The organism is Marinovum sp. (genome assembly GCF_048263515.1).
Classification (GTDB): Bacteria; Pseudomonadota; Alphaproteobacteria; order Rhodobacterales; family Rhodobacteraceae; genus Marinovum.
Genome location: NZ_JBLXEC010000005.1, coordinates 77,208 through 103,052, shown reverse-complemented (window position 1 = coordinate 103,052; position 25,845 = coordinate 77,208). Strand labels below are relative to the sequence as shown.

Genomic DNA, 25,845 nt, shown 5'->3' with positions numbered 1-25,845 from the left:
GATTTCGGACGGCGGAAAGGCGGATGGGGCAAAAAGCCCCTGACATGCGCCAAAACCCGCCGCCCCCCGGAAGGGAGCGGCGGAGAAGCGGGATCAGACTGCCAGCATCCGCGTCACCATCTCGGTGGTGTCGCGGCTGAGGTCCGGCGTGGCGGCAATGCGTTCCAGCGCTGCCTTGGCATGGGCCTGGTGCGCGGCGTCATAGCGCCGCCAGGTCTGGAACAGCGCGCACATCCGCGCGGTTGTCTGCGGGTTCTTGGCATCCAGTGCGATCAGCTTGTCGGCCATCAGCGCATAGCCCTTGCCCGAGGCATGATGGAACCCCGCGTGGTTCATCCCCAGCGCGCCCATTACCGCGCGGAAGCGGTTGGGGTTGGTCAGGGTAAAGGCCGGGTGCTCGGTCAGCCGCTGCGCCACCTCGGCGGCCTGAGCCGGGGCGGCATGGGCGACCTGCAGGCCGAACCACTTGTCCATCACCAGCCGGTCGTCCTGCCACTGGTCGTGGAAGGCCTGCAGCTGCGCCTCGCCCTTGCCGGCGATCAGCAGGCCGGACAGCGCCGAAAGCTGCAGCGTCATGTTGTCAGCGCTGTCGTATTGCCGCGCGGCCTGGGCGCCGCCGTCGATCCGGCTGAGCAGACCCAGCACCGCCATCGCCAGCTCGCGATTGCCGGCCTGTTCTGCATCGGGGCTGTAGGGCGCATCGACCTGGTTCTCGGCGTAGAGCACCGGCAGCAGGTCCTGCAGGTGTTCAGCCATCCGCAGTTTCAGCGCCTCATGCGCGGCATAGATCGCTTCCGGATCCGGCGTCTGGCCGCGGTCATGCAGCTGCTGGGCGATCTCGGACTGCGAAGGCAGCGCCAGCATCTGCGCCCGAAGCGCCGGGTCGAGCGCCCGGTCGCGCAGCACCGCGGTGATGCCGTCGAGGTAATCGGCATCTGGCTGGGCATCGCCCTCCACCATGTCGAGCAGCGTGGCGCGCGCCAGGTTGCGGCCAGCCTCCCAGCGGTTGAAGGGATCGGTGTCGTGCGCCAGCAGAAAGGCGTTCTCGGCGCTGGTCAGGCTGCGGTCGAGGATCACCGGAGCCGAGAAATCCCGCAGGATCGACGGCGCCGGTCGGGCCGCCAGACCTTCGAAGCGAAAGCTCTGCTCGGCCTCGGTCATCTCCAGCACCTCGGTGGGGCGCACCTCATCCCCATTCGGGCCCAGCAGGCCCACGGCAATCGGGATCACTTGCGGCAGTTTCTCGGCCTGACCCGGCGTCGGGCGCGTCTCCTGGCGGAAGGTCAGCGTATAGGTGCCCCCGCCCTCGTCCCAAGCTTCCTCGACCGTCAGCCGCGGCGTGCCGGACTGCGAATACCAGCGCTTGAACTGGCTCAGATCGCGGCCGGTGGTCTCCTCGAAGACCTTGAGCCAATCCTCGATCGTCGCCGCATCGCCATCGTGGCGCTCGAAGTAGAGGTCGACCGCCTTGTAATAGGCCTCATCCCCCACCAGCCGCTTGAGCATACCGATCACCTCGGCGCCCTTCTCGTAAACGGTGGCGGTGTAGAAGTTGTTGATTTCCTGGAAGCTTTCGGGTCGCACCGGGTGGCTGAGCGGGCCATTATCCTCGGGGAACTGGCGGGCGCGCAGGTCCATCACGTCGCCGATCCGCTTGACCGGGGCCGAGCGCACGTCGGAGGTGAACTGCGCGTCGCGGAACACCGTCAGCCCCTCTTTCAGGCAGAGCTGGAACCAGTCGCGGCAGGTGATGCGGTTGCCGGTCCAGTTGTGGAAATACTCATGCGCGATGATCGCCTCGATCCGCTCGAAGTTCATGTCGGTGGCGGTCTCGGGGCTGGCCAGCACGGCGGAGGAGTTGAAGATGTTCAGCCCCTTGTTCTCCATCGCGCCCATGTTGAAATCATCGACCGCGACGATGTTGAAGATGTCGAGATCGTATTCCCGGCCATAGACCTCTTCGTCCCAGGTCATCGATTTCTTCAGCGCCTCCATGCCGAAAGCGCATTTGTGCAGGTCGCCCTTGCGCACCCAGATGTTCAGCTCGACCTCGCGGCCGGATTTGGTGATGAAGCGGTCGGGGTGGTTGACCAGATCGCCCGCCACCAGCGCGAAAAGATAGGCCGGCTTCGGCCAGGGGTCATGCCATTCGGCCCAGCCCTCGCCCTGCCCCTGCTTGTTGCCATTGGACAGCATCACCGGCACATCGCCTTCGATCCGCACGGTAAAGACCGACATCACGTCGGGCCGGTCGGGGTAGAAGGTGATCTTGCGAAAGCCCTCGGCCTCACATTGCGTGCAATACATGCCCGACGACATGTAAAGCCCCTCGAGCGCGGTGTTGTTGGCCGGGTCGATCTCGACCTCGGCCTCCCAGGTAAAGGCGCCCTCCGGCACGGCGCAGGTCAGCCCCTTGTCGGTGACCTCCGGCGTGACCTCGGTGCCGTCGATCCGCGCCGAGATCAGCGTCAGCTCTTCGCCATGCAGGAAAAACGTCCGGTCGCTGGCCACGGGGTTCGGGGCAAAGCGGATCTTCGACAGCACCCGCGTCGCATGCGGCGCCAGCCGGAAGGTCAGATCGACGCTTTCGACGGTAAAGCCGAAGGGCGTGTAATCCTTGAGATAGATGGTCTGGGGGGATGCGTCTTTCATGGCGGGCCTGCTCCGGTTGGGTCTGGAGCGGAAGGTATGCCCTGTGTCGGGGCGCTACAACCCGGCCCGGCCTAGAACGGTTTGACCACCACCACCCAGAGGATGGCAATCACGCCGAAGACGCTGATTTCGTTGAAAATTCGCAGGAACAGGTCGCTTTCGCGGAATGTGCCCTGCCGCGCCCTAGCCACCATGCGGCCGGTCAGCCCGTAATGCAGCGCCAGCAGCGCCACCAGCCCCAGCTTGACCCAGACCCAGGGCGCAAAGCCCCAGGACCAGCCCAGCCAGAGCCCGGTGAGCGCCGCGATGACGCCCAGCCCGGCGGAAAAGCGATAGAGCCTGTAGGTCAGATCGCCCAGCGGGCCGAATTCGCCCAGCCGCGCCCACTCGCGCTTCCAGTAGATCAGCGCGCGCGGGACCGCGAAGATCGAGGTCATCCAGCCCATCACGCAGAGCAGGTGTATGATCTTGACCCAATCCATGGGCTCAGGACATGCCCAGCGCTTCCTTGTACATCTCGAGCACCGCCTCTTCCTCGGCGATGTCGTCCTTGTCGCGCTTGCGCAGCGCGATCACCTTGCGCATGACCTTGGTGTCATAGCCGCGCGCCTTGGCCTCGGCCATCACCTCTTTCTGCTGCTCGGCGATGTCCTTCTTCTCCTGGTCCAGCCGTTCGAAGCGTTCGATGAACTGGCGCAGCTCGCCGGCGGTCACCTTGTAGCTGTCGGGGATACCATTCTCGTTCTCGGTCACGTCCATGATGTGCTCCTGCCTGTTTTCAGGTGTTGCTAGCTTTGCCGCGCCTTTACCGCAAGACCCTTGCGATGGCACGCCGCTTCTATTACCGAAGCGCGAAATTGTGCAGGAGACGTGACATGGACTGGCTGATCTGGGGTGGCGCCGCGCTGTCGGTACTGGGATTGATCGGGCTGGTCTGGTGCATCGTCACGGTGATGCGCGCCCGCAAGGCCGGTCTGGATGACGAGGCGATGCGCGCGGTGATGCAGCGGGTGCTGCCGCGCAACCTCGGCTCGCTCTTCCTGTCGGTGATCGGGTTGATGATGGTGATCGTCGGCATTTCCTTCAGCTGAGGCATTCGGAAATTTGCCAGCGCGGCCCGGGGCTTTCGGGCTGACGGCGGCAGTAGGCATCGCCGGCGGCGACGGCCGGCGGATGGGCCCGCCCCCCCAAGGGCAGACCCGGGGCCCTCAGACCGGCAGATTGTCGAATTGCGCCTCGATGGCGTCTTCGATGCGGTCAAGCTCGGGGCGCCTGCCGAAGCGGCTGACATGGACACCCCTGGTGGCGGCGCTGCGCTTCATCGCGGCAAGATGGGCGCGCAGGCGATCACGATCCACGGGACCGCTGGCGGCAATCTGGGCTTCGATGTCGGCGATCAGTGTCTGGTATTGCAGTTTTGTCATTCTGGTCCTCCCTGTGTGTGTCACCATAGCATCCTCGCAGATTCGCATAACGGTTTTATGCAGGCTCTGGTTGTGTCATCGGCAAGTTTTGGCGCGAAACAGGCCATCCACAGCCATACGCCCATTTTAGAGGCAGGCTCTGTCTGCCGCCTTGACCGATATCAAGCTGACGTCGGTCTTTTGCACGTCAGGTGGCTTGCAACACATTCGGTTTTCCATATATGAAGGCAGGCAAGCACAGGGGCCGCGCGGCGGCCCGGCATGGAAAGGACGGGCAAGATGGAAGCGGACTGGATTTGGGGGCTGATCGGCGGGCTGCTCATCGGCACGGGCGGCGCAGTCTACCTGTTGGGCAACGGCAAGGTCATGGGCGCCAGCGGCATCATCGGCGGTTTGGTCGACGGCAGCGGGCGGTCGACGGCGGTGGAACGGCTGATCTTCCTCGCCGGTGTGGTGGTGGTGCCGCTGCTGCTGCTGCCGGTCTTTCCGGATTCCGAGACCCATCTGACCACCAACCCGGTGGTGCTGGTGGCCGCCGGCCTGCTGGTCGGCATCGGCACGCGGCTGGCCAATGGCTGCACCTCGGGCCACGGGGTCTGCGGCATCTCGCGGCTGTCGCTGCGCGGCATTGTCGCCACCGCCTTCTACATCGGCGCCGGCGGGCTGACCGTCGTCTTCTTTCGCCATCTTCTGGGAGTGATCTGATGCGCAATCTGATTGCCTTGCTGGCCGGGTCGCTGTTTGGCGGCGGGCTGTTCATCTCGGGCATGACCGACACCACCAAGGTGCAGGGCTGGCTCGATGTCTTCGGCGACTGGGACCCGACGCTGGCCTTTGTCATGGGCGGCGCGATCATCCCGATGGCGATCGCCTGGCAGCTCACCCGGCGCGGCAAGCCGCTGACCGGCGGCAGCTTCCCTGCCCCGCCAGAGCCCAGGCTCGGCCGCAACCTGGTGCTGGGTTCGGTGCTCTTCGGCATGGGCTGGGGGCTTTCGGGTCTCTGCCCGGGGCCGTCGCTGGCGACGCTGGGCTTCGGCCACTGGGGCCACTGGGTCTTTGTCGCGGCGATGCTGGCCGGCATGTTTGCCGCGCCCTCGGTCAGAGGGCAACTGGACAGATACGGCGCGCCGGCCTAAGAGAGCACCATGGATATCAGGCATATTGACGAGAGCTATCACGTCTCTCCCCAGATCACTCAGGACGACACCGCCGCGCTGGCCGCGGCGGGGTTCAAGACCCTGATCTGCAACCGTCCCGACGCCGAAGTGCCGCCGGTGCTGCAGTCCGATGCGATGCGCGCCGCCGCCGAGGCGGCGGGGCTTGACTTTCACGTTCTGCCGCTGACCCACCAGACCATGACGCCCGAGAACATCGCCCGCCAGGCCGAGCTCGTGGCCCGGTCCGAGGGGCCGGTGCTGGCCTATTGCGCCTCGGGCACGCGCTGCACGGTGATCTGGTCGCTGGCCCAGGCGATGGACGGCAGCCGCGACACCGACGAGATCCTCGCCAAGGCCGCCGCGGCGGGCTACGACCTCGCCGGTCTGCGGCCGCAGCTCGAGATCATGCGGCAGGTCTGAGCGCCGTCGCAGAGCCAACGCCTGGCTCATTCGAACCCGGCGTTGCCGAGGTCTTCCGAGGTGGCGAGCGGCATCAAGGCCCCTTCCGCCCCCGGCGGATCATCGAAATCCATCGGCGGCAGATCGGGCAGCTCGACCTGCCCGGTGACCTCTTGCGGAGCCTCCTGAGCCTGCGGCATTGACGCAGGTCCTGTCGCAGCCCGCGCCGGCAAGGCGCGCGGCTCCTGAGTCACCGCCGGCGGTTCTGCCGCACCGAAGCGCACCGCCCAATGATCACCCATCCGCCCCAGCCGCGCCTTGCCGGCGAGGCTGCCATCGACCGATCGCAGCTCGGCCGACGCCATCGACAGCCCTTCCAACGGCAGCACATCGCCGGGCTGCAAGGCCCCAGCCCGCGACAGCGGCAGCGACAGACGCCCGGCAATCACCCGCAGCTCTGCCGGCACCTGCAGAAAGCTCTCGCCCGCCGGGGCACCGCCCTTGGCATGGGTCGCGCTTTCGGCCGCCGGTGGCGCCGGCAGAAGCAGCAGCACCTCGCCGATCCGCCGCCCCAGTGCCACGTCCACCGTCAGCCGCAACAGGTGAAACCGCGCCGCATCGAGCGCCAGCGCCAACGCGCGCGGCTCTTCGGCCATGGCGCCGAAGCGATAGCCGATCATCCAGCCCATGTCCTTGCCCGGCTTGCCGGGCTCTGCCGCAGGTTCCTCCTCCAGCGACCGATCCACCCGCTCCAGCGCGCCGTCGAGCCAGGGTGCCACCATCGCCGCATCGGTGGGCGTCAGCACCCGGTCGCGCACCTCGAGCGTGCTGACCACGCCCATGACCTGCACCTCGATCAGCGCCGCCACCATCGCCCGGCTCAGCCCCACAGCACCACGCGCACCCTCGGGACCATCCAGCAGTGCCAGCAGCATCTCCTCGCCGCAGGCGCCGGCCACCGCGTCGATCCCCACCACCGAGGTCTTGACCTCGGTCACCTGCAGCGGCAGGTCGTAGAGCTGCGCCGCTGCGCGGGCCAGCCCCAGCCGCAGCGCGCGGCCGGGCGACATCTCTCGTGTCTCCTGCTCCCTGCGCGCGGCAGAGGCCAGATCCCTGAGCAGGTTCTTGCGTTGGGTGTCTGCCATGATTTCCCGGTCACCACGAGCCATTCGGGCTCTTTGAACATACCAGTCAATCTATGGCGTCAATTGGTTAACTTCGCCTTACCCTGTGCCGCCGGCGCGGCCCCGGCGCGCGGCAGTGTGACGCGGAAATGCGCATGGCGGTCCGACGGCAGATAGTCGACCGAGCCGCCCAGCCGCTCCATGATCTGCCGGCAGATCGACAGGCCGAGCCCGGCGCCACCGGCCATCTGCGGGCTGGCGCGGGCGAATTTCTCGAAGATCAGATCGCGTGCCTCGAGCGGGATGCCCCCGCCATTGTCGATGAAATCCACCTGCACCCGGCCGTCGCCATGCGCATGCGCGGTGATCTTCAGCTCCGGCTCCGCCGCGTCGCAGTATTTTCGCGCATTGGCGATGAGGTTGATGAAGACCTGCCCCAGCCGGTCGAAATCGGTCTCCAGCGTGACCGCCTCGCTCTCGGGGTTGCGGCGCACCCTGAGCTTGGCATCGCCCTCGGCGGCGGCGGCCGAGACCGCCTTGTCCAGCGCCTCGCGCAGATCGCCCTGGCGGATGTTGAGATTGACCTGGCCGTTTTCCAGCACCGACAGGTCGAGCAGATCATCCAGCAACCGGGTCAGCCGCACGGATTCGTCGTGGATGATCGAGGAATACTTCTGCTGTTCCTCGGGCGGGACATCGGCGCTGTCGCGCAGGATCTCGGAAAACGCCCGGATCGAGGTCATCGGCGTGCGCAGCTCGTGGCTGATCTGGCTGAGAAAGGCATCCTTCTGCACCGACAGCCGGGTCAGCTTGGCATTGGCCTCGCGCAGCTTGGCGGCGGTGGCGGCCAGTTCCTTGGACTGCGCCTCGAGCCGGTCGGAATATTCGATCATCTGCGCGGTCTCGTCGGCAACCGCCAGCAGCTCATGTACCGAGACCGAGGCCCCGCCGACGATCTGCGCCACCATCGCATGGGCCGTGGCCGCCCCCACCGAGCCCGAGAGCTCGCGCTCCAGCCGTTGCAGGAAATCCGGGCTCGGTTCCGGCAGATCGCCTGGGCGCACCGGCTTGCCCGACTGCCGCGCCGCCTCCTGCTCGAAGAACGCCTGCGCCTCGCGCGCGCCGAGGATCCGCTGCGCCATGACCATCAGGTCCTCGGTCTGCGCCGCCCCCGCCGACCAGCTCCGCGCCGATCCCGCCTGGTTGAGCACATTGACGAACTGCGCCCCCTGCAGCCGCTCCAGCGGCGTCGGGAATGAGGCCAGCGAGACGATGAAGAAGGTCAGCGCATTGAGCAGCAGGCTCCAGAACACCGCATGCACCAGCGGATCGAGCCCCTCGATCCCGAAGAGTGCCTGCGGCCGCAGCCAGGCGATGCCCAGCAACCCGTGGTCGAGGATCGCCTGCGGCATCACCCCGCCGCCAAGGCTCGGCAGGAACAGCGTGTAGCCCCAGAGCCCGAAGCCGACGCTCAGCCCCGCCAGCGCCCCCAGCCGCGTGGCGCCCCGCCAGTAGAGCCCGCCGATCATCACCGGCAGAACCTGCGCCACGCCGGCGAAACTGACCAGGCCAATGGCCGCCAGCGCCGCGCCGCCGCCGGAGATGCGATAATAGACATAGCCCAGCGCCACGATCCCGGCGATGGAAATGCGCCGCGACAACAGCACCACGTGACGCACATCGCCCGACTGGCTGGCCCGCCCGCCGGTCCAGCGCAGCCAGAGCGGCATGACGATATGGTTCGACACCATGGTCGCCAGCGCCAGCGCCGCCACGATCACCATCGAGGTGGCCGAGGAGAACCCGCCGAGGAAGGAAAAGATCGCCAGCGCCGTCTGCCCCTCGGCCAAAGGCAGGGTCAGCACGAAGAGGTCGGGGTTGGCGCCTTCGGGCAGGCGCTCCAACCCCATCACAGCGATCGGCACCACGAAGAGGCTCATCAGCAGCAGATAGCCGGGAAAGGCCCATGAGGCGGTGCGCAGATGCGCCTCGTCGGCGTTTTCCACCACCATCACCTGGAACATCCGCGGCAGGCAGAGAAAGGCCGCCGCCGACAGGAAGGTCAGCGCCGCCCAGCGGCCGCCGTCCATCTGCCAATGGCCGATCTTCGAGGCATCAATCCGCGCCAGCGTCTCGCTCACCCCGCTCGACAGCCCCCAGACCACAAAGACCCCGACCGCCAACAGCGCCACCAGCTTGACCACCGCCTCGACGGCGATGGCCATGACGACGCCGTGGTGGCGCTCGTTGGCATCGAGGTTGCGGGTGCCGAAGAGCACGGTGAAGAGCGCCAGCCCCATCGCCACCCAGAGCGCGGTGGACGAGCGTTCGCCATCCCCCGGCCCCGGCTGGCCCACCGCATCGGCAAAGGTGGCGAATGACAGCGTCACCGACTGCAGTTGCAGCGCGATATAAGGCGTCGCCGCCACCACGGCGAGAATGGTCACCCCGACCGCCAGCAAGTTCGACTTGCCGAAGCGCGACGAGATCAGGTCGGCGATCGAGGTCACCCGCTGTGCCCGGCCCACCCGCACCAGCTTGCGCAGCACCCACCACCAGCCGACCATGACGATGGTGGGCCCGGTGTAGATGGTGATGTACTCGAGCCCCGAGCGCGCCGCATAGCCCACCGCGCCATAGAACGTCCAGGCGGTGCAATAGATCGACAGCGACAGGGTATAGACCATCGGCGAGCGCAGCCAGCGGCCGCGGCCGCGCATGGCGCTGCGCTCGGCCACGAAGGCCACGAGGAACAGCAGCGCCACGTAGACCGTGCAGACCAGGATCAGCAGGTTGACCGTGCTCATCCGCGGCGGTCCCTTGGCGGCTCCGGCGCAGACTCCTCGCCCTCGCGGTCATCGCGCAGATAGAGCGACAGCACCATGGCCGCCCCGACCAGCGCCGCCCAGACGAGGAACAGATAGATCACCGCGCCCGACATGGCGACGCCGTCCTCACCCTCCGACCACAGGAGTGGCACCATCATCAGCACGATGCCCAGCACCGGCAGGAACCGCGCCGCATCCTGAAGCCGGCGCCGGCGATAGGTCTGACGCTCGACAAACAGATGCCGCGGCGTGTCGCTCATGTCTCGGCGAGCTCGCGCACCGCCTCGAGGATATCGGTGTTGGAAAACGGCTTGGTCATGAAGCGGCTGGCCCCGGCCGCCGCCGCCATCTCGCGGTCCTTGGTCTGGCCACGCGCCGTCAGGATCAGCACCGGCAGCCCGGCCCAGCGCTCGCGGGTCCGCAGCTCGCGCAGGATCTCGTAGCCCGACCGCCCCGGCAGCATCACGTCGAGGATCAGCAGGTCCGGCGCCCGCCGGTCGACCGCCTCCAGCGCGTCGTGACCGTTGGAATGGGTAAAGACCTCCCAGCCGTCGCGCGACAGGAAAAACTTGATCGCCTCGATGATGTTCGGCTCATCCTCGATCACGAGGACTCGTTTGCCCATCGTGCTCTCCTCCCCAAGCCAGCACCGCGCAATTATATTAGTCCGGCAGTTATCCGCCGAATTGCCACCCAAGTCAAAACGCTTTCTCGCCAGCCCGCGCACCACGGAAAGACAGTCCCGTCCCACCCCCCAACTTCCTCTTGCCGAAAATACCCTCGGGGGGCCTGGGGGGCTGGCCCCCCAGACGTCAGCCAGACGCGCCGCGCCCGCCAATCACCCGCTCACAACCCCTCAGCCAGAACCGAAGGCTCCCGCCGCGCGCTGCAGGCAGACCGCGCACAAATCCGGCAGGACACCCCGATCGGCACCGGCGCATGGGTGACCCTGGCGTTGGGTGCGGTCTCGAAGGTCGGCCGGAACAGCATCACCGCCTCGATCCGCGCCACGTCGCCGAAGCGCATGCCGCCGGTGGGTTCGGCAATCGAGAAGGTCTCGAATCGGCGGGCCTCGCGGGCGGATTGCTCGACCAACCGGTAGATCGGCTGCGCCGGCCGGGTCAGCGCGGTAAAGAGCGGCCAGAGCGCGCAGGCGGCGCCGAAGCGCGGCAGGGGAAACTCGTCCAGCGGCTTGCGAAACAGCAGTGTGCCCGAGGCATCGCAGATCACCAGCCCCAGCGGCCCGCCGCCGGCCTCGACCGGCAGGGTCGCCAGCCGGTGCAACGCGCTGCCAAGGGGCGCATCGAAAGCCTCGGCGAGGCCGGCGGGGTCGAAGCCATGGCGCGCGGTGAAGTCGCGCAATGGTTCGAGCGGGATGCGGGCGCGATCGCGGGCGTAGCGCGCGAGATAGCGCCGCATGGCATCGCGGGAGGCCGCCATGGTCAGCGAGGGCGAGCCATCGACGATCTCGTCCACCGTGCGGCTTCCCTCTTCGAGCACCGGGAAGTGATAGGCGTTTTCCTCGAGAAAGGCCTCCACCTCTTCCTGCGGCGAGGTCAGGTTGGCCTCGCTGTCGGCGGAATCGAGATAGCGCACCAGCGCGGTCGAGCTTTCCGCCAGCCGCCGCGCGTCTTCGTTGATGTTGCGGTGAAAGCGGTCGCGCCATTCCGGCTCGATCTCGCCGGTCTCCGCCAGGATGCCGGCGGTCGAGCGGATCGAAGTCACGGTCGAGAGCATGTCATGCAGCGAGGCGGCGAGATGCGGGTCATGGGTCAGCCGGTCGGTCAGGGTCTCGACCGTGCGCTCCAGCGCGTCGATCCGCTTGCGGCTGTCGGCCAGCAGCGCTGCCCAGCCGGGAAAGCGCCCGGCGAACTCGTCGATCCGGTCGAGCTCGGCCTTGAGATCGGGGCGCGCGGCGGCGGCCTCGCGCAGCGCCGCGATCAGCGCCACCTCGGCGCCTTCGACCAGCGCCGAGGGTTCGACCTCGAGGATCCGCGCGATGGACAGCAGCAGTTTTCCGCCGATTCTGCGGCGGTTGTGCTCGATCAGGTTGAGGTAGGAGGCCGAGATGCCCGCCGCCTCGGCAAGCTCGGCCTGCTTGAGCCTGAGCGCGGTGCGCCGCTCGCGGATGCGGGTGCCTGTCAGAGTGTCGCGGGCCATGGCCATTTCCCCGGCAGTTTCAACGGCGTTCTGCGACGCAGAATAAGTTCTTTACACATTCTGCCTTTGCATAGTCCATTTCTTTACAAAAAAAACGTTCTGCCAAAAGCCCTTGTTGCGAAATTTTCTGACCTGTCGCGATAATGACAGTGCACGAAAAGTGCCTTGTGTCCCGGGGGAAGAGGAGCCCCGCGGGACACCAATCATCAAACGGGAGGATTTCCATGTCCAATTCGAACTTCACGCGGCGTGGCGTATTGCGCACCGGTGCCGTCACCGCCGGCGGCCTTGCGCTGCCCACGATCCTGACCGCCGAAAGCCACTCCGGCTTTACCAACGCCCCCGAGGGGGGCACCGTGACGCTGGGCTTCAACGTGCCGCAGACCGGCCCCTACGCCGACGAGGGCGCCGACGAACTGCGCGCCTACGAACTGGCGGTCGAGCATCTGAACGGCGGCGGCGATGGCGGCATGATGAACACCTTCTCGTCGAAGGCGCTCGAAGGGTCGGGCATTCTCGGCAAGAAGGTCGAATATGTTACCGGTGACACCCAGACGAAATCCGATGCCGCCCGCGCCAGCGCCAAGTCGATGATCGAAAAGGACGGCGCCATCATGATCACCGGCGGCTCGTCCTCGGGCGTGGCGGTTGCGGTCCAGGGTCTCTGCCAGGAGGCCGGCGTGATCTTCATGGCCGGTCTGACCCACTCCAACGACACCACTGGCAAGGACAAGAAAGCCAACGGCTTCCGCCACTTCTTCAACGCCTACATGTCGGCCGCCGCCCTCGCGCCGGTGCTGGAAAAGCTCTACGGCTCGGACCGCAAGGCCTATCACCTGACCGCCGACTACACCTGGGGCTGGACCCAGGAGGAATCCATCGCCGCCGCCACCGAGGCGCTGGGCTGGGAAACCGTCGAGAAGGTCAAGACGCCGCTCGCCGCGACCGACTTCTCCTCCTATATCGCGCCGGTGCTGAACTCTGGCGCCGACGTGCTGGTGCTGAACCACTACGGCGGCAACATGGTCAACTCGCTGACCAACGCCGTGCAGTTCGGCCTGCGCGAGAAGCAGGTCAACGGCAAGAACTTCGAGATCGTCGTGCCGCTCTATTCCCGCCTGATGGCCAAGGGTGCCGGCGAGAACGTCAAGGGCATTCACGGCTCGACCAACTGGCACTGGTCGCTGCAGGATGAGGGTTCCAAGGCCTTCGTGAAGTCCTTCGGCACCAAGTACGGCTTCCCGCCGAGCCAGGCGGCGCATACCTGCTACGTGCAGACCCTGCTTTATGCCGATGCCGTCCAGCGTGCCGGCTCGTTCAACCCCTGTGCGGTGGTCGAAGCGCTCGAAGGCTACGAGTTCGACGGTCTGGGCAACGGTCCGACGCTCTATCGTGCCGAGGATCACCAGTGCTTCAAGGACGTTCTGGTGGTGCGCGGGAAAGAGAACCCGACCTCCGAGTTCGACCTTCTGGAAGTGGTCGAGGTCACGCCGCGTTCACAGGTCGAATACGCCCCCGATCACCCGATGTTCGCTGGCGGCCAGCTCGGCTCCTGCAACCCGGGCGCCTGAGCCGTTCCGACCTGTAGGGTGGGCAGTCCTGCCCACCTTCACCGTTCGCCCGGGCCGCCACGCCCGGGCGCGCCACCAATGTATCCGCAAGGGGTGGGACAATGGACGCAATAATCCTGCAAATTCTGAACGGCCTCGACAAGGGCTCGGCCTATGCGCTGATCGCGCTCGGGCTGACGCTGATCTTCGGCACGCTGGGGGTGGTCAACTTTGCCCACGGCGCGCTGTTCATGATCGGGGCCTTCTGTGCCGTCACGGTCCAGCGCCTGCTGACGCTGAGCTACGAGGTGGTCGACGAGACCCAGACCGACTTTCTCGGCAATCCGCTCAAGGTCAAGACACCCTATGTCGAGAGCTGGTTCGGCCCCGAGATGGGCGCCAGCATCATCGACTGGGCGGTGCCACTGGCCATCCTCTTTGCCATCCCGATCATGATCGCCATCGGCTTCATCATGGAGCGCGGGCTGATCAAGCATTTCTACAAGCGTCCCCACGCCGACCAGATCCTCGTGACCTTTGGCCTGGCCATCGTGCTGCAGGAGATCATCAAGTATTTCTACGGTGCCAACCCGATCCCCACCGGCGCGCCCGATGCCTTCCGCGGATCGTTCGATTTCGGCGTTCTGCTGGGCTTTGATCCCAATGCCATCATCTACCCCTACTGGCGGCTGGTCTATTTCGCCTTTTCGGCGGTGATCATCGGCGGTGTCTTTGCCTTCCTGCAGTTCACCACCTTCGGCATGGTGGTCCGTGCCGGCATGGCCGACCGCGAGACCGTGGGCCTGCTGGGCATCAACATCGACCGCCGCTTCACCATCATGTTCGGCGTGGCCGCCGCCGTGGCGGGGCTGGCGGGCGTGATGTACGCCCCGATCAACTCGCCCAACTATCACATGGGCATGGATTTCCTGGTTCTCAGCTTCGTCGTGGTCGTCGTCGGCGGCATGGGCTCGCTGCCCGGTGCGGTGCTGGCGGGCTTCCTTCTGGGCATCCTCGAGAGCTTTGCCTCGATGAACGAGGTCAAATCCATCCTGCCCGGCATCGACCAGATCATCATCTATGTGGTCGCGATTATCATTCTGCTCACACGCCCGCGGGGCCTCATGGGCCGCAAGGGCGTGATGGAGGACTAGACCCATGTTCGGACTGGACAAGAAAGACAGCAGGCTTCTGCTCATCGTGGCGGTGATGGCGCTGTTTGCGCCCTTTATCCTCAACCCCTTCCCGGCCGACAGCGGCATGGCGCAGTTCAACGCGGGCTATCCCGACCTGATGCAGCGCTTCGTGATCTTCGGCATCTTCGCCATCGGCTTCAACATCCTCTTCGGGCTGACCGGCTATCTCTCCTTTGGGCACGCAGCCTTTCTCGGTGTGGGCTCCTATTCGGCGGTCTGGGTGTTCAAGCTTCTGGGCATGAACGTACTGCCCGCCATTGCGCTGAGCGTCGTGGTTGCCGGGCTCTTTGCCCTGTTGATCGGCTTCATCTCGCTGCGCCGCTCCGGCATCTACTTCTCGATCCTGACGCTGGCCTTTGCGCAAATGTCCTTCAACCTCGCCTATTCGGTGCTCACCCCGATCACCAACGGCGAGACCGGCCTGCAGCTGACCCTCGACGATCCCCGCATCCTGGGTGAGACCGCCCGCGCCGATGGCTCGATCCCGGTGACCAACCTGCTGCCGGGGGTCGAGATGCGCTCGTCCTTCGACATGGTGATCGGCCCCTGGGCCTTTACCTTCAACGTCGGCTACTACCTCTGCGCCGTCTTCATGCTGCTGGCCTTCTACCTCGCCATCCGCATTTTCCGCTCGCCCTTCGGCATGATGCTGCGGGCGGTGAAGTCGAACCAGCAGCGGATGAACTACACCGGGCTCAACACCAAACCCTACACGCTCGCGGCCTTCGTGATCTCCGGCATGTATGCCGGGCTTGCCGGTGGTCTCATGGCCTCGATGGACCCGCTGGCCGGTGCCGAGCGGATGCAATGGACTGCCTCTGGCGAGGTCGTTCTGATGACCATCCTCGGCGGCGCTGGCACCCTGATCGGGCCGGTGCTGGGCGCGGGCTTCATCAAGTACTTCGAGAACATCTTCTCGAAGCTCAACGACAACGTGCTGCATGGCTGGTTCGCCTTCATGCCGGACGGGCTCGAGGATGTGATGGTCACCCTGGTGCATCCCTTCGTGGGCAAGGGCTGGCACCTGACGCTGGGCATCCTGTTCATGCTGGTGGTGATCTTCCTGCCGGGTGGTCTGGTCGAGGGCGGTCAACGGGTCGGGCGGCTGTTCCGCCGCCGCGACGCCAAGTCGGCCGATGCCGAACGTCACGCCGCCCAGCAACGCAAAGCCGCGGAATAAGGAGCGACACCCATGGGTATTCTTGAAGTCAAAGACGTGGGCAAGCGCTTCGGCGGGCTGCAGGCGCTCGGCGACGTGAACCTCAGCGTGCAGGAAAACTCCTGCCACGCCATCATCGGACCCAACGGCGCAGGCAAGTCGACGCTGCTCAACTGCCTGATCGGCAAGCTCATTCCCGACACCGGATCGGTGCTCTTCGACGGGCAGTCGGTGCTGGGGCGCACACCCTACGAGATCTGCCAGATGGGCATTTCCCGGGTGTTCCAGACGCCGGAGATCTTCGGCGATCTCTCGGTGCTGGAAAACATGATGATCCCGATCTTTGCCAAGCGCGACGGCGCGTTCGAGCTCAACGCCTTTTCCAACGTCTTCGCCCAGCGGGACGTGCTGGACCAGGCCGAGCACATGCTCGAAGAGATGAACCTGGCCGACAAGCGCCACATGCACGCAGCCTCGATGTCGCGCGGTGACAAGCGGCGGCTCGAGATCGCCATGTGCCTGTCGCAGCAGCCCCGGCTGCTCTTGCTCGACGAACCCACGGCAGGCATGGCGCGGGCCGATACCAACAACACCATCGACCTGCTGAAACAGATCAAGGACGAGCGCGACATCACCATCGCCATCATCGAGCATGACATGCACGTGGTGTTCTCGCTCGCCGACCGGATCACCGTTCTGGCCCAGGGCACGCCGCTGGTCGAGGACACGCCGGACAAGATCAAGGGCCACCCCAAGGTCCGCGAGGCCTATCTGGGTGAAAGCGCCTGACGACAGAGATCACCGCGCCCCGGACCTGATCCGGGGCCTCCACCGCCATTCCACCGCCATGAGGTCCCGGGGCAAGCCCGGGACGGGGAGCGCAAGATGAACATCAAACCGGACTTCAGCAAGAACGCCAACATGGCCGAAACCGCGCCGGCCTTTCTCTCGGTCTGGGACGTGCACGCCTATTACGGCGAGAGCTACATCGTCCAAGGCGTCTCCTTCAACGTCCACGAAGGCGAGATCCTGGCGCTTCTGGGCCGCAACGGCGCCGGCAAGACCTCGACCTTGCGTTCGATCGCGCGGATCGGCTCGCCAATGGTGACCCAAGGCGAGATCTGGCTCGACCACAAGCCGCTGCACCTGATGTCGAGCCACGAGGCGGCCTCGAACGGGTTGGGCCTGGTGCCGGAAGATCGCCGGATCATTCCCGGCCTGACGGTCGAGGAGAACCTGCAGCTGGCACAGATCGCGCCGCCGATCGGCTGGTCGATCGACCGGCTCTATGACCTCTTCCCGCGACTGGGCGAACGGCGCAAGCAGGAGGGCGTGACGCTGTCCGGCGGCGAACAGCAGATGCTGGCCATTGCGCGGGCACTGGCGCGCGACATCAAGGTGCTGCTGCTCGACGAGCCTTACGAGGGTCTCGCGCCGGTGATCGTCGACGAGATCGAGAAGATCCTGATGCACATCAAGTCGCAGGGCATGACCACGATCCTGGTCGAACAGAACGCCGTGCGCGCGCTGGAACTGGCCGACCGCGCGGTGATTCTGGACACCGGCGGCATCGTCTTTGACGGCAGCGCCGCCGAGGTGCTGCAGAACGACGAATTGCGCTCGGAATACCTGGCGATCTGACCCCTTTCGGAGTTTGGTAACGATTGACACCGCGTGGCTGCACCCCTGCTGCGCGGTTTTTTTATCCACATGTCCTGATTAATCGGGTTTTAAGGAAATCCCCGGGCTCTGCCCTGGCCTGTTAATCGGCTGTTAAGCCCTCTTCACCATTCTTTAGGCTGTCCTACCAAGTGTAACCCGTAGCCCTGGAGCCGAGACTGATGTTCACCGCCGTTCTGCCGCTCACGGCACCACAGACCACCGGGCATCCCGCCGCCCTGCCCCAGGACCTGGAGCGGCGCACTGCCGAAACCCGTGTCACCGCCGCCAAACCCGGCGCCGAGACCGGCACCGCCGGCAGCAAGGGCTCCGGCGCCGGCGAAACACCCTGGCAGAAGGCCCGGCGCGAGGAACAGGCCAGCGCCCCGCCGACGATCCTGCAGATCAAGATCAACTCCATGCTAGAAGAGCAGCAGAAGCGCCTCGCCGAAGAGCAGCAGGCGCGTGAGGCCAGTCCGGAGGCCGCAACGCCGGTTCCTGAGAAGCAGGCCGATGTCATCCCCCTGACCCCGGCAGCGCCTGCCAGCGACGACCGGCCCGCGCCAGTCCGCAAAGAGACGCCGCCCAGCCCGGTCAGCACGCTCTACGCCGCAGCCTTCGGACCCGAGGCGCCGGAACCCGCACTGAGCAAGGCGGTCTGACGCGCGGCCCCTGCATCGCCACCCGCGCCAGCAAAGCGGCGCAGATCCGGGACCGGCACGCCGCCGCTCAGGCCCCCATCCAACCGGGGCCACCTCCGAAATTCTGCAAACTCCCCCTGTTTTTCCTCAACGAACCGCGTTATCGGCAGGAGGCGTCCTTGCCGATGGGCGGTTTGATCGCTTTTCACAGAGGTTTCGCTGGCTTATAAGCAACCTCGGGACGAGATGCAAAAAGACCGGCCCGCGGGGCAAAACAACGGGTGGAAACGAGAATGACGAAGAATACGCATGACGCCGATGTGACCTTTATCGAAGCCCTCGCAAAGCTTCTGCACGACAACGACCTGACCGAGCTTCAGGTCAAACGCGAATACGGCGAAGACGACAGCCTGAACGTGCGTGTCAGCCGCGCCGCGCCGGTCGCGGCCCCGGTCCAGATGGCCGCTCCGGCCCCGGCCGCAGCCGCCGCTCCTGCCGCCGCGGCCCCCGCCGCCGCCGGAGCCGACGACAGTGATCCGGCCAACCACCCCGGCGCCGTCGCCTCGCCCATGGTGGGCACCGTCTACATGCAGGCCGAGCCGGGCGCGCCCAGCTTCATCAGCGTCGGCGACACCGTCTCCGAAGGCGACACCCTGCTGATCGTCGAGGCGATGAAGACCATGAACCACATCCCCGCCCCCCGCGCGGGCAAGGTTACCCGCATCCTGGTCGGCGATGGCGACCCGGTGGAGTTTGGCTCGCCGCTCGTGATCCTCGAGTAAGGGGCGGAACATGTTCGATAAAATCCTGATTGCCAACCGTGGCGAGATTGCCCTGCGGGTGATCCGCGCCTGTCGCGAGATGGGCATCGCCAGCGTCGCCGTGCATTCCACCGCCGACGCCGATGCCATGCATGTGCGCATGGCCGACGAATCGATCTGTATCGGTCCGCCGCCCTCGCCGCAGAGCTACCTGTCGATCCCCTCGATCATCGCCGCCTGCGAAGTCACCGGCGCCCAGGCGATCCACCCGGGCTATGGCTTCCTGTCCGAGAACGCCGGTTTCGTCCAGGTGATCGAGGACCACGGTCTGACCTTCATCGGCCCCACCGCGGAACATATCCGCGTCATGGGCGACAAGATCACCGCCAAGGAAACCATGATCAACCTCGGGGTGCCCTGCGTTCCCGGCTCCGAAGGCGGCGTGCCCGACCTCGCCACCGCCAAGAAGCTGGGCGAGGAAATGGGCTATCCGGTGATCATCAAGGCCACCGCCGGCGGCGGCGGCAAGGGCATGAAGGTCGCCACCTCGGACAAGGACATGGAGAAAGCCTTCATGACCGCCCGCGCCGAGGGCAAGTCGAACTTCGGCAACGACGAAGTCTATATCGAGAAATACCTGCAGAAGCCGCGCCACATCGAGATCCAGGTCTTTGGCGACGGCAAGGGCACCGCGGTGCACCTGGCCGAGCGCGACTGTTCGCTGCAGCGCCGTCACCAGAAGGTGTTCGAAGAGGCCCCCGGCCCCGCGATCACCCAGGAAGAGCGTGACCGCATCGGCAAGATCTGCGCCGAGGCGATGGCCAACATCAACTACATCGGCGCCGGCACCATCGAGTTCCTCTACGAGGACGGCGAGTTCTACTTCATCGAGATGAACACCCGCCTGCAGGTGGAACATCCCGTGACCGAAGGCATCTTCGGCGTCGACCTCGTGCGCGAACAGATCCGCGTCGCCTCGGGCCTGCCGATGTCCTTTACCCAGGACGATCTGAAGATCAACGGCCATGCCATCGAGGTGCGGATCAACGCCGAAAAGCTGCCGAATTTCTCGCCCTGCCCCGGTCGCATTACCCAGTATCACGCCCCCGGAGGCCTGGGCGTGCGGATGGATTCGGCGCTTTATGACGGCTATTCGATCCCGCCCTACTACGACAGCCTGATCGGCAAGCTGATCGTGCACGGCCGCGACCGGCCCGAGGCGCTGGCGCGGCTGAACCGCGCGCTGGGTGAGCTGATCGTCGACGGGATCGACACCACGATCCCGCTGTTCCACGAGCTGCTGCGCGAGCCGGCGATCCAGACCGGCGAGTACAACATCCACTGGCTCGAAAAGTGGCTGGCCCGCAACCTGGGCTGACCGCATGACCGACACGGCACAGGCCCTGGACCCCGACCTGGTGCTCCAGGCCTATGCCGCCGGCATCTTTCCTATGGCCGAGCGGCGCGACGACCCGGAGGTCTTCTGGGTCGATCCGCGCCGCCGCGGCATCCTGCCGCTCGACGGGTTTCACCTGTCGCGCTCGCTGGCCCGGCGGATGCGGCGCACCCCCCACGAAATGCGGGTCAACAGCGCCTTTGCCGAGGTGATGCTGGCCTGCGCCGACCGCGACGAGACCTGGATCAACCCGCCGATCTTCGACGTCTTTCAGGTGCTGCACGGCCATGGCTATGCGCATTCTCTGGAAATCTGGGAAGATGGCGCGCTGGTCGGCGGGGTCTACGGGCTGGCGATCGGCGGGCTCTTCTGCGGCGAGTCGATGTTCTCGCGTCGCACTGATGCGTCAAAGATGGCGCTGGCCTACCTTGTCGACCGGCTGCGCCAGGGCGGCTTCACCCTCTTCGACACCCAGTTCCTGACCGATCATCTGGCCTCTCTCGGCGCGATCGAGGTGCCGCGGGCGGAGTATCACCGCCGCCTGCGCGAGGCCACGGCGCGCGAGGCCACGTTCCTGACGCCGCCGCTGGCCACAGTCGATCAGGTGCTGCAGCGCATGACCCAGACGTCGTAACGCGCGTGGTCGAGCGCGTTGAGCGCCGGTGAAGAAGCGATCATCCAGCCGGAAAACACCGGCACGTCGGCACCCTTTTCCCAGATGTTGAGAAAGGCAAAGGCATCGCCCGACGGATTGCCCTCGGGGTAGCGGCATTCGCTCATGTCGATGCGCAGGTTGCCGTATTCGGCGACGCCGCCGTTGGCAAGCTCGAGGTCGGTGGTCTCGCCCGACACCTTGTCGAGCCCGCGCAGGACTGCGCCGGTCCCGCGGGTTGCCGGCTCCTGCGCCATCAGCGGCAGGGCGGCAAGACAGAGGCTGGCCAAGAACAGATGTTTCATGTGCTGGACTCCTCACCAGGAACAGATTTACCCGCCGGCCGCGCGGCAGGCGCGCCGAACGGTCCGCGGACCTTCGGCGATGATGACAGGGATATAGGCGGGCCTATTCCGGCGTCCAGGCCTCGTAGTCCTGACGCGGCGCAGGTTCGACCCGGCGCAGCGAACCGGCGGGCGCATAGGCCAGCGGCGTGCCGGTCAGGTTCTCCTGGTGCGGCTTTTCCCAGGCCTTGTGCGCCAGCGGGCGCGTGCTGGGCGGTTCCTTCATCGTGTGATGCAGCCAGCCATGCCATTCCGGGTTGACCCGGCTGGCCTCGGCCTCGCCATTGAACATCACCCAGCGGCGCTTGCCGTCGCGGGTTTCGAAATAGACGTTGCCCTGATCGTCCTCGCCCACCTGAACGCCGTGGCGTCTGGTGTAGAGCTGGGTGTTCAGGGTCGAGCCGTTCCACCAGGTCACGGCGCGCAGAAGCGTGTTCAGGATACCCATGGAAGCCTCCGATTTGCTTGCGACCGGTATGGATCAAGCCGGCGCAAAGATCCAGCCGCAAAGCCCGCCGGTCGGCGCAAGCCGGGCCAGGGCCCGGCCCACGGTGTCAGCCCGCGGTAGCGGGCGTCTTTTCCGCATCGGCATAGATCATCAGCGGCGCGGCGTCGGAATTGACCGCCTCTTCGTTAACGACCACCTCGTCGATGTTCTCCATCCCCGGCAGTTCGAACATCGTGTCGAGCAGGATGTCCTCGAGGATCGACCGAAGGCCGCGCGCGCCGGTCTTGCGCTCGATGGCGCGTTTGGCAATGGCGGTCAGTGCCTCTTCGGTGAAGGACAGCGTAGTGTCTTCGAGCTCGAACAGACGCTGGTACTGCTTGACCAGGGCGTTCTTCGGCTTGGTCAGGATGGTCACCAGCGCGTCTTCGTCGAGGTCCTCGAGCGTGGCCAGCACCGGCAGACGGCCGACGAATTCCGGGATCAGGCCGAATTTCAGCAGGTCTTCCGGTTCCAGATCCTTGAAGACCTCGCCGACGCCGCGATCGTCATTGTCACGCACATCGGCGCCAAAGCCCATGGCCGAGCCCTTGCCGCGGGCGGCGATGATCTTGTCGAGACCGGCAAAGGCGCCGCCGCAGATGAACAGGATGTTGGTGGTGTCGACCTGCAGGAATTCCTGCTGCGGATGCTTGCGCCCGCCCTGCGGCGGCACGGAGGCGACGGTGCCTTCCATCAGTTTGAGCAGTGCCTGCTGCACGCCTTCACCCGAAACGTCGCGGGTGATCGAGGGGTTTTCCGACTTGCGGGTGATCTTGTCGACCTCGTCGATGTAGACGATGCCGCGCTGCGCGCGCTCGACGTTGTATTCGGACGATTGCAGCAGCTTGAGAATGATGTTCTCGACATCCTCGCCGACATAGCCGGCCTCGGTCAGCGTCGTGGCGTCGGCCATGGTGAACGGCACGTCGAGGATGCGCGCCAGCGTCTGCGCCAAGAGCGTCTTGCCGCAGCCGGTGGGGCCGATCAGCAGGATGTTGGATTTCTGCAGCTCGATATCGCCGGATTTGGCTGCGTGGTTGAGCCGCTTGTAGTGGTTGTGCACCGCGACCGAGAGCACCCGCTTGGCCACCGTCTGGCCGATGACGTAATCATCGAGCACCTGGCAGATTTCCTTGGGCGTGGGCACCCCGTCGGAGCTCTTGAGCCCCGCCGACTTGGTCTCCTCGCGGATGATGTCCATGCAGAGTTCGACGCATTCATCGCAGATGAACACCGTCGGCCCGGCAATCAGCTTGCGCACCTCGTGCTGGCTCTTGCCGCAGAAGCTGCAATAGAGGGTATTCTTGCTGTCACCGCCGGTTGTCGTCGCCATGTCTTACCTTTCGGAGCCGTCTTGTGCTCTTGTGACGCTGCGCTCACCAGCGCCACAGGCTTTCACCCAGCTTAGGACAGGCGGCAGGGGGTCACAATTGCAAAATGTCCCCAGCCGCCCGATGCTTATTCTTCGTCGCCCGCCTTGGCGCGATTCTCCACGATCTCGTCGATCAGGCCCCATTCCTTGGCGTCTTCGGGCGACATGAAGTTGTCGCGTTCGAGCGCCGCCTCGACCTTCTTGAGGGTCTGGCCGGTGTGCTTGACGTAGATCTCGTTCAGCCGCTTCTTCAGCTTCAGGGTTTCCTCGGCGTGGATCATGATGTCCGTCGCCTGGCCCTGATAGCCGCCGGAGGGCTGGTGCACCATGATGCGGCTGTTGGGCAGCGAGAAGCGCATGCCCTTTTCGCCGGCAGTCAGCAGCAGCGAGCCCATCGAGGCCGCCTGCCCGATCACCAGGGTCGAGACCTTGGGTTTGATGTACTGCATGGTGTCGTAGATCGACAGACCGCTGGTCACCACGCCGCCGGGGCTGTTGATGTACATGCTGATGTCTTTCGACGGGTTCTCGGCCTCGAGGTGCAGAAGCTGCGCCACGATCAGCGAGGACATGCCGTCATGCACCGGGCCCGAGACGAAGATGATCCGCTCTTTCAGCAGCCGGGAAAAGATGTCGTAGGCCCGTTCGCCCCGGCTCGTCTGTTCGACGACCATGGGGACAAGCGTATTCATGTAGGTCTCAATCGGGTCGCGCATCGCAGCCTGCCTCTTGTGCTCTGGGGTTTTGTACCCCGCCGGAATTACCAGAGTCTTAGTCATGGGCTTGAGGGGCTGCAAGGGGCGGTGGGGAAAAGGATGCCCCCTGCCCTGCCTCGGCCTCCGGCTCAGGCACAGGCCAGCTTGCGGTCATCCTCTTCCGGTGGCAGTGCCCGGCCGAAGCGGCTTTCGCCGTAATCGCCGACATAGACCACCGGCAGGCTGGGAAAGCGGCTCTCGATATCGGCGCGGATCTGCTTGCCGTCGATGCCGGCGAACTGGCCCTCGTCGATCAGCACCACCGATGGCAGCCGCGCGATGTCGAGGAATTCCAGCGCCTCCTGCTCGGTGCCGACCTGGTGGACGTGGCGGCCCTGGCTGCTGAGATAGGCAAGGAACTCGCGATGCCGCCAGGCGGTATTGGCCACCAGCAGTATGTCGACCGGGGCCTCGTCACGCTCGGCCTGGGTGGCACGGCTCTGCTCGGCGCTTTCGACCGGCAGGGCCACGACGATGGTGGTGCCCTCGCCAGGCGCGCTGTTGATCAGCAGACCGCCGCCGATCTGCTGGCAGACACCGTTGACCGAAGCCAGCCCGAGACCGCTGCCCTTGCCCACCTCCTTGGTGGTGAAATAGGGCTGCACCGCCTTGCGCACCGTGGCCTCGTCCATGCCGGTGCCGGTATCGGCGACCTCAATGACCACATGTTCGCCGGGGGTCAGCCCGGCGTTGAAGTTGAAGGTGGCGGCATAGCCGTTGGTGATCATCTTCTGGGCGATCGAAACATGCAACTCGCCCCCCGAAGGCATGGCGTCGCGGGCGTTGACCAGCAGGTTCAGCAGCGCGCGTTCCAGCGTGGAATCGTCGATCCCGACCCGCCCCAGGGTGTCGGGCTGCGCCGTCAGGGTGACGAAGATATTGATCGGCGCCACCCGCTTGAACAGCGCCACCACCTGCTCGGCGATCGAGACGACATCGCCATCGCCTTTGTGCAGCCGGGTCTGTCGGCCGGATTCCAGCAGCTGGTTGGTCAGCCCGGCGGCGCGATCGGCAGCATTGATCGCCTCGCGCAGGTAGGCGTCGGATTTCGAGGGGTCGATCTCCATCAGTTCAAGATTGCCGCGCAAGGCGGTGAGAGCATTGTTGAAATCATGCGCCACCCCGGCGACGATCTGGCCGAGGATGCGCAGGTTTTCATCCCGCGCGCTGTTGATCTCGATGTTCTGCAAGGCCCGGTCCGAGGCGCTTTCGAGCGCGGTGATCCGCTTCTTCTCGGCCTCCAGCCGGTCGATCTGGAAGCCCACGATCAGGGCCGAGGCCACCAGCAGCGCGATCATCGCGCTGCACAGGAAGACCAGCCGGAAATCGGTGTTGATCCAGTCGCGCAGGGTCATGAACCGGGTCACCTCGCTGATGACCAGCACGCCGAGGACCGAGGCAATGAGCGAGGCGCGCAGGATCCGGCTTTGCCGTCCGGGGCCCAGCAGGCCGCGGAAATGCGGGCTGTCGCGGTTCGACAGCACCAGCGACAGGCTGAGCAGGAAGATGCCCGCCGCGGTATGCACCGACATTTCCTTGAACCCCAGCACATCGCGCACTGTGGCCGCCGAGAGCGCATGCGCCATCAGCGCCGTGCCCGAGAGCAGCGCGCAGACCCCGGTCGAGGCGATGGCCACGGCGCGCGCCCCCCTGACCGGCAGCGCCATGGCCGCCACCGAAATGCCGAGGCAGAGCAGGCAGAAGCCGGTCGCCAGCGCCATGCCGTCGCCCAGCGCCAGCCCGTGGCGCATTACCGGTTCGATGAAATAGGTGCCGACCACCGCCGCCAGCGCCAGCGTGGCCAGCGCGGCCACAGCGGACGGCCAGCGATTGATCGTGGCCAGGATGCCGAGGCTGGCAAAGATCAGCGCCAGCGCGGTTTCCGGCACCATGGCCGGCAGGTCGGCGCGCAATCGCACCACGCCTTCGTAGCCCATGCCCCAGCCGAGGCCCAGCACCAGCAGCGCCCAGGCCAGCGGCAGGGCCGCGAGGAAATTCGTCCAGTCCGGCACGAAGTGACGCCGGTGTGTCAGCTCATGGATCATTGGCAGGCTCCGCCCAACCGAAAAGGTCACGCTTTCCGGTCACGGTAGGCCTGCATGGTTTCGCAAATGTTAACTTTGCAACTT

27 protein-coding genes are annotated in these 25,845 nt (G+C 65.7%); 13 read left to right on the top strand and 14 right to left on the bottom strand.

Annotated features, from left to right (window positions below; genetic code table 11):
- Positions 1 to 93 precede the first annotated feature (93 nt).
- The 3 genes from pepN to ACN0SE_RS06945 all read right to left on the bottom strand — a co-directional run bounded on the left by pepN (position 94) and on the right by ACN0SE_RS06945 (position 3,411).
- The gene (gene pepN / locus ACN0SE_RS06955; protein WP_417523780.1) at positions 94 to 2,652 is read right to left on the bottom strand and encodes an aminopeptidase N; all 2,559 of its coding nucleotides are present in this window, start codon (positions 2,650 to 2,652) and stop codon (positions 94 to 96) included.
- A gap of 71 nt (positions 2,653 to 2,723) precedes the next feature.
- Positions 2,724 to 3,134, bottom strand: a complete 411-nt coding sequence (locus tag ACN0SE_RS06950) for a CopD family protein (protein WP_417523779.1) — start codon at positions 3,132 to 3,134, stop codon at positions 2,724 to 2,726.
- Positions 3,135 to 3,138: 4 nt separating this feature from the next.
- A complete protein-coding gene (locus ACN0SE_RS06945) occupies positions 3,139 to 3,411 on the bottom strand; it encodes a DUF2312 domain-containing protein (protein ID WP_048532341.1) in 273 nt (90 codons plus the stop codon).
- A 116-nt stretch (positions 3,412 to 3,527) separates the two neighbouring features.
- On the opposite strand from ACN0SE_RS06945, the gene ACN0SE_RS06940 reads away from it, so the two are divergent.
- Positions 3,528 to 3,743, top strand: a complete 216-nt coding sequence (locus ACN0SE_RS06940) for a hypothetical protein (RefSeq protein WP_417523778.1) — start codon at positions 3,528 to 3,530, stop codon at positions 3,741 to 3,743.
- Positions 3,744 to 3,860: 117 nt separating this feature from the next.
- On the opposite strand, the gene ACN0SE_RS06935 is transcribed toward ACN0SE_RS06940, so the two are convergent.
- Positions 3,861 to 4,076 (bottom strand): hypothetical protein, encoded by a 216-nt coding sequence (locus ACN0SE_RS06935; protein WP_417523777.1) that lies wholly within the window; start codon positions 4,074 to 4,076, stop codon positions 3,861 to 3,863.
- A gap of 279 nt (positions 4,077 to 4,355) precedes the next feature.
- On the opposite strand from ACN0SE_RS06935, the gene ACN0SE_RS06930 reads away from it, so the two are divergent.
- The 3 genes from ACN0SE_RS06930 to ACN0SE_RS06920 are packed head-to-tail and all read left to right on the top strand — an operon-like array spanning position 4,356 to position 5,653.
- Positions 4,356 to 4,781: a YeeE/YedE family protein gene (locus ACN0SE_RS06930; RefSeq protein WP_417523776.1), complete on the top strand. Its 426-nt coding sequence runs from the start codon at positions 4,356 to 4,358 to the stop codon at positions 4,779 to 4,781.
- On the top strand, positions 4,781 to 5,212 hold the full coding sequence (locus tag ACN0SE_RS06925; protein WP_417523775.1) for a DUF6691 family protein: 432 nt from the start codon (positions 4,781 to 4,783) through the stop codon (positions 5,210 to 5,212). Before ACN0SE_RS06930 ends, ACN0SE_RS06925 begins: the two co-directional genes overlap by 1 nt.
- A 9-nt stretch (positions 5,213 to 5,221) precedes the next feature.
- Complete coding sequence (locus ACN0SE_RS06920; RefSeq protein WP_417523774.1) at positions 5,222 to 5,653, top strand: TIGR01244 family sulfur transferase; 432 nt, start codon at positions 5,222 to 5,224, stop codon at positions 5,651 to 5,653.
- A gap of 26 nt (positions 5,654 to 5,679) precedes the next feature.
- Here the strand turns inward: ACN0SE_RS06920 and ACN0SE_RS06915 are convergent, their stop codons facing one another.
- The 5 genes from ACN0SE_RS06915 to ACN0SE_RS06895 form a co-directional block, all read right to left on the bottom strand.
- Entirely contained in the window at positions 5,680 to 6,777 is a 1,098-nt protein-coding gene (locus tag ACN0SE_RS06915; protein WP_417523773.1) for a FliM/FliN family flagellar motor C-terminal domain-containing protein, read from the bottom strand.
- 59 nt (positions 6,778 to 6,836) lie between these two features.
- Positions 6,837 to 9,563 carry an ATP-binding protein gene (locus ACN0SE_RS06910; RefSeq protein WP_417523772.1) on the bottom strand — a complete coding sequence of 909 codons (2,727 nt, stop codon included), beginning with the start codon at positions 9,561 to 9,563 and terminating at the stop codon, positions 6,837 to 6,839.
- The gene (locus tag ACN0SE_RS06905) at positions 9,560 to 9,844 is read right to left on the bottom strand and encodes a hypothetical protein (protein WP_417523771.1); all 285 of its coding nucleotides are present in this window, start codon (positions 9,842 to 9,844) and stop codon (positions 9,560 to 9,562) included. Before ACN0SE_RS06905 ends, ACN0SE_RS06910 begins: the two co-directional genes overlap by 4 nt.
- Positions 9,841 to 10,209 (bottom strand): response regulator transcription factor, encoded by a 369-nt coding sequence (locus ACN0SE_RS06900; protein ID WP_417523770.1) that lies wholly within the window; start codon positions 10,207 to 10,209, stop codon positions 9,841 to 9,843. The genes ACN0SE_RS06905 and ACN0SE_RS06900 overlap by 4 nt, the downstream gene beginning before the upstream one ends.
- Positions 10,210 to 10,430: 221 nt before the next feature.
- Complete coding sequence (locus tag ACN0SE_RS06895; RefSeq protein WP_417523769.1) at positions 10,431 to 11,744, bottom strand: short-chain fatty acyl-CoA regulator family protein; 1,314 nt, start codon at positions 11,742 to 11,744, stop codon at positions 10,431 to 10,433.
- Between the two features lie 224 nt (positions 11,745 to 11,968).
- On the opposite strand from ACN0SE_RS06895, the gene ACN0SE_RS06890 reads away from it, so the two are divergent.
- The 9 genes from ACN0SE_RS06890 to aat all read left to right on the top strand — a co-directional run bounded on the left by ACN0SE_RS06890 (position 11,969) and on the right by aat (position 20,740).
- Entirely contained in the window at positions 11,969 to 13,315 is a 1,347-nt protein-coding gene (locus tag ACN0SE_RS06890; RefSeq protein ID WP_417523768.1) for a substrate-binding protein, read from the top strand.
- A 101-nt stretch (positions 13,316 to 13,416) separates the two neighbouring features.
- Positions 13,417 to 14,448, top strand: coding sequence for a branched-chain amino acid ABC transporter permease (locus ACN0SE_RS06885; RefSeq protein WP_417523767.1), 1,032 nt, complete (start codon positions 13,417 to 13,419; stop codon positions 14,446 to 14,448).
- A 4-nt stretch (positions 14,449 to 14,452) separates the two neighbouring features.
- Complete coding sequence (locus ACN0SE_RS06880; protein ID WP_417523766.1) at positions 14,453 to 15,670, top strand: branched-chain amino acid ABC transporter permease; 1,218 nt, start codon at positions 14,453 to 14,455, stop codon at positions 15,668 to 15,670.
- Between the two features lie 12 nt (positions 15,671 to 15,682).
- Positions 15,683 to 16,438 (top strand): ABC transporter ATP-binding protein, encoded by a 756-nt coding sequence (locus tag ACN0SE_RS06875; protein ID WP_417523765.1) that lies wholly within the window; start codon positions 15,683 to 15,685, stop codon positions 16,436 to 16,438.
- A 96-nt stretch (positions 16,439 to 16,534) separates the two neighbouring features.
- Positions 16,535 to 17,290: an ABC transporter ATP-binding protein gene (locus ACN0SE_RS06870; RefSeq protein WP_417523764.1), complete on the top strand. Its 756-nt coding sequence runs from the start codon at positions 16,535 to 16,537 to the stop codon at positions 17,288 to 17,290.
- Between the two features lie 200 nt (positions 17,291 to 17,490).
- Positions 17,491 to 17,970: a hypothetical protein gene (locus ACN0SE_RS06865; RefSeq protein ID WP_417523763.1), complete on the top strand. Its 480-nt coding sequence runs from the start codon at positions 17,491 to 17,493 to the stop codon at positions 17,968 to 17,970.
- Positions 17,971 to 18,242: 272 nt separating this feature from the next.
- Positions 18,243 to 18,731, top strand: a complete 489-nt coding sequence (gene accB / locus ACN0SE_RS06860) for an acetyl-CoA carboxylase biotin carboxyl carrier protein (protein ID WP_417523762.1) — start codon at positions 18,243 to 18,245, stop codon at positions 18,729 to 18,731.
- Between the two features lie 10 nt (positions 18,732 to 18,741).
- A complete protein-coding gene (gene accC / locus ACN0SE_RS06855; protein ID WP_417523761.1) occupies positions 18,742 to 20,088 on the top strand; it encodes an acetyl-CoA carboxylase biotin carboxylase subunit in 1,347 nt (448 codons plus the stop codon).
- Positions 20,089 to 20,092: 4 nt separating this feature from the next.
- Positions 20,093 to 20,740, top strand: a complete 648-nt coding sequence (aat, locus tag ACN0SE_RS06850; protein ID WP_417523760.1) for a leucyl/phenylalanyl-tRNA--protein transferase — start codon at positions 20,093 to 20,095, stop codon at positions 20,738 to 20,740.
- Here aat and ACN0SE_RS06845 read toward each other — a convergent pair.
- The 5 genes from ACN0SE_RS06845 to ACN0SE_RS06825 all read right to left on the bottom strand — a co-directional run bounded on the left by ACN0SE_RS06845 (position 20,707) and on the right by ACN0SE_RS06825 (position 25,761).
- Positions 20,707 to 21,063: a DUF2155 domain-containing protein gene (locus tag ACN0SE_RS06845; RefSeq protein ID WP_417523759.1), complete on the bottom strand. Its 357-nt coding sequence runs from the start codon at positions 21,061 to 21,063 to the stop codon at positions 20,707 to 20,709. The genes aat and ACN0SE_RS06845 overlap by 34 nt on opposite strands.
- A gap of 103 nt (positions 21,064 to 21,166) precedes the next feature.
- Positions 21,167 to 21,550: an NADH:ubiquinone oxidoreductase subunit NDUFA12 gene (locus tag ACN0SE_RS06840; RefSeq protein WP_417523758.1), complete on the bottom strand. Its 384-nt coding sequence runs from the start codon at positions 21,548 to 21,550 to the stop codon at positions 21,167 to 21,169.
- Between the two features lie 106 nt (positions 21,551 to 21,656).
- Positions 21,657 to 22,922 carry an ATP-dependent Clp protease ATP-binding subunit ClpX gene (gene clpX / locus ACN0SE_RS06835; protein WP_417523757.1) on the bottom strand — a complete coding sequence of 422 codons (1,266 nt, stop codon included), beginning with the start codon at positions 22,920 to 22,922 and terminating at the stop codon, positions 21,657 to 21,659.
- A gap of 125 nt (positions 22,923 to 23,047) precedes the next feature.
- Positions 23,048 to 23,677 (bottom strand): ATP-dependent Clp protease proteolytic subunit, encoded by a 630-nt coding sequence (locus ACN0SE_RS06830; RefSeq protein ID WP_417523756.1) that lies wholly within the window; start codon positions 23,675 to 23,677, stop codon positions 23,048 to 23,050.
- 128 nt (positions 23,678 to 23,805) lie between these two features.
- Positions 23,806 to 25,761 (bottom strand): ATP-binding protein, encoded by a 1,956-nt coding sequence (locus ACN0SE_RS06825; protein ID WP_417523755.1) that lies wholly within the window; start codon positions 25,759 to 25,761, stop codon positions 23,806 to 23,808.
- Positions 25,762 to 25,845 lie beyond the last annotated feature (84 nt).

Coding starts and splice junctions, on each gene's coding strand:
- pepN (WP_417523780.1), bottom strand. CDS start 2,652: ATGAAAGACGCATCCCCCCAGACCATCTATCTCAAGGATTACACGCCC.
- ACN0SE_RS06950 (WP_417523779.1), bottom strand. CDS start 3,134: ATGGATTGGGTCAAGATCATACACCTGCTCTGCGTGATGGGCTGGATG.
- ACN0SE_RS06945 (WP_048532341.1), bottom strand. CDS start 3,411: ATGGACGTGACCGAGAACGAGAATGGTATCCCCGACAGCTACAAGGTG.
- ACN0SE_RS06940 (WP_417523778.1), top strand. CDS start 3,528: ATGGACTGGCTGATCTGGGGTGGCGCCGCGCTGTCGGTACTGGGATTG.
- ACN0SE_RS06935 (WP_417523777.1), bottom strand. CDS start 4,076: ATGACAAAACTGCAATACCAGACACTGATCGCCGACATCGAAGCCCAG.
- ACN0SE_RS06930 (WP_417523776.1), top strand. CDS start 4,356: ATGGAAGCGGACTGGATTTGGGGGCTGATCGGCGGGCTGCTCATCGGC.
- ACN0SE_RS06925 (WP_417523775.1), top strand. CDS start 4,781: ATGCGCAATCTGATTGCCTTGCTGGCCGGGTCGCTGTTTGGCGGCGGG.
- ACN0SE_RS06920 (WP_417523774.1), top strand. CDS start 5,222: ATGGATATCAGGCATATTGACGAGAGCTATCACGTCTCTCCCCAGATC.
- ACN0SE_RS06915 (WP_417523773.1), bottom strand. CDS start 6,777: ATGGCAGACACCCAACGCAAGAACCTGCTCAGGGATCTGGCCTCTGCC.
- ACN0SE_RS06910 (WP_417523772.1), bottom strand. CDS start 9,563: ATGAGCACGGTCAACCTGCTGATCCTGGTCTGCACGGTCTACGTGGCG.
- ACN0SE_RS06905 (WP_417523771.1), bottom strand. CDS start 9,844: ATGAGCGACACGCCGCGGCATCTGTTTGTCGAGCGTCAGACCTATCGC.
- ACN0SE_RS06900 (WP_417523770.1), bottom strand. CDS start 10,209: ATGGGCAAACGAGTCCTCGTGATCGAGGATGAGCCGAACATCATCGAG.
- ACN0SE_RS06895 (WP_417523769.1), bottom strand. CDS start 11,744: ATGGCCCGCGACACTCTGACAGGCACCCGCATCCGCGAGCGGCGCACC.
- ACN0SE_RS06890 (WP_417523768.1), top strand. CDS start 11,969: ATGTCCAATTCGAACTTCACGCGGCGTGGCGTATTGCGCACCGGTGCC.
- ACN0SE_RS06885 (WP_417523767.1), top strand. CDS start 13,417: ATGGACGCAATAATCCTGCAAATTCTGAACGGCCTCGACAAGGGCTCG.
- ACN0SE_RS06880 (WP_417523766.1), top strand. CDS start 14,453: ATGTTCGGACTGGACAAGAAAGACAGCAGGCTTCTGCTCATCGTGGCG.
- ACN0SE_RS06875 (WP_417523765.1), top strand. CDS start 15,683: ATGGGTATTCTTGAAGTCAAAGACGTGGGCAAGCGCTTCGGCGGGCTG.
- ACN0SE_RS06870 (WP_417523764.1), top strand. CDS start 16,535: ATGAACATCAAACCGGACTTCAGCAAGAACGCCAACATGGCCGAAACC.
- ACN0SE_RS06865 (WP_417523763.1), top strand. CDS start 17,491: ATGTTCACCGCCGTTCTGCCGCTCACGGCACCACAGACCACCGGGCAT.
- accB (WP_417523762.1), top strand. CDS start 18,243: ATGACGAAGAATACGCATGACGCCGATGTGACCTTTATCGAAGCCCTC.
- accC (WP_417523761.1), top strand. CDS start 18,742: ATGTTCGATAAAATCCTGATTGCCAACCGTGGCGAGATTGCCCTGCGG.
- aat (WP_417523760.1), top strand. CDS start 20,093: ATGACCGACACGGCACAGGCCCTGGACCCCGACCTGGTGCTCCAGGCC.
- ACN0SE_RS06845 (WP_417523759.1), bottom strand. CDS start 21,063: ATGAAACATCTGTTCTTGGCCAGCCTCTGTCTTGCCGCCCTGCCGCTG.
- ACN0SE_RS06840 (WP_417523758.1), bottom strand. CDS start 21,550: ATGGGTATCCTGAACACGCTTCTGCGCGCCGTGACCTGGTGGAACGGC.
- clpX (WP_417523757.1), bottom strand. CDS start 22,922: ATGGCGACGACAACCGGCGGTGACAGCAAGAATACCCTCTATTGCAGC.
- ACN0SE_RS06830 (WP_417523756.1), bottom strand. CDS start 23,677: ATGCGCGACCCGATTGAGACCTACATGAATACGCTTGTCCCCATGGTC.
- ACN0SE_RS06825 (WP_417523755.1), bottom strand. CDS start 25,761: ATGATCCATGAGCTGACACACCGGCGTCACTTCGTGCCGGACTGGACG.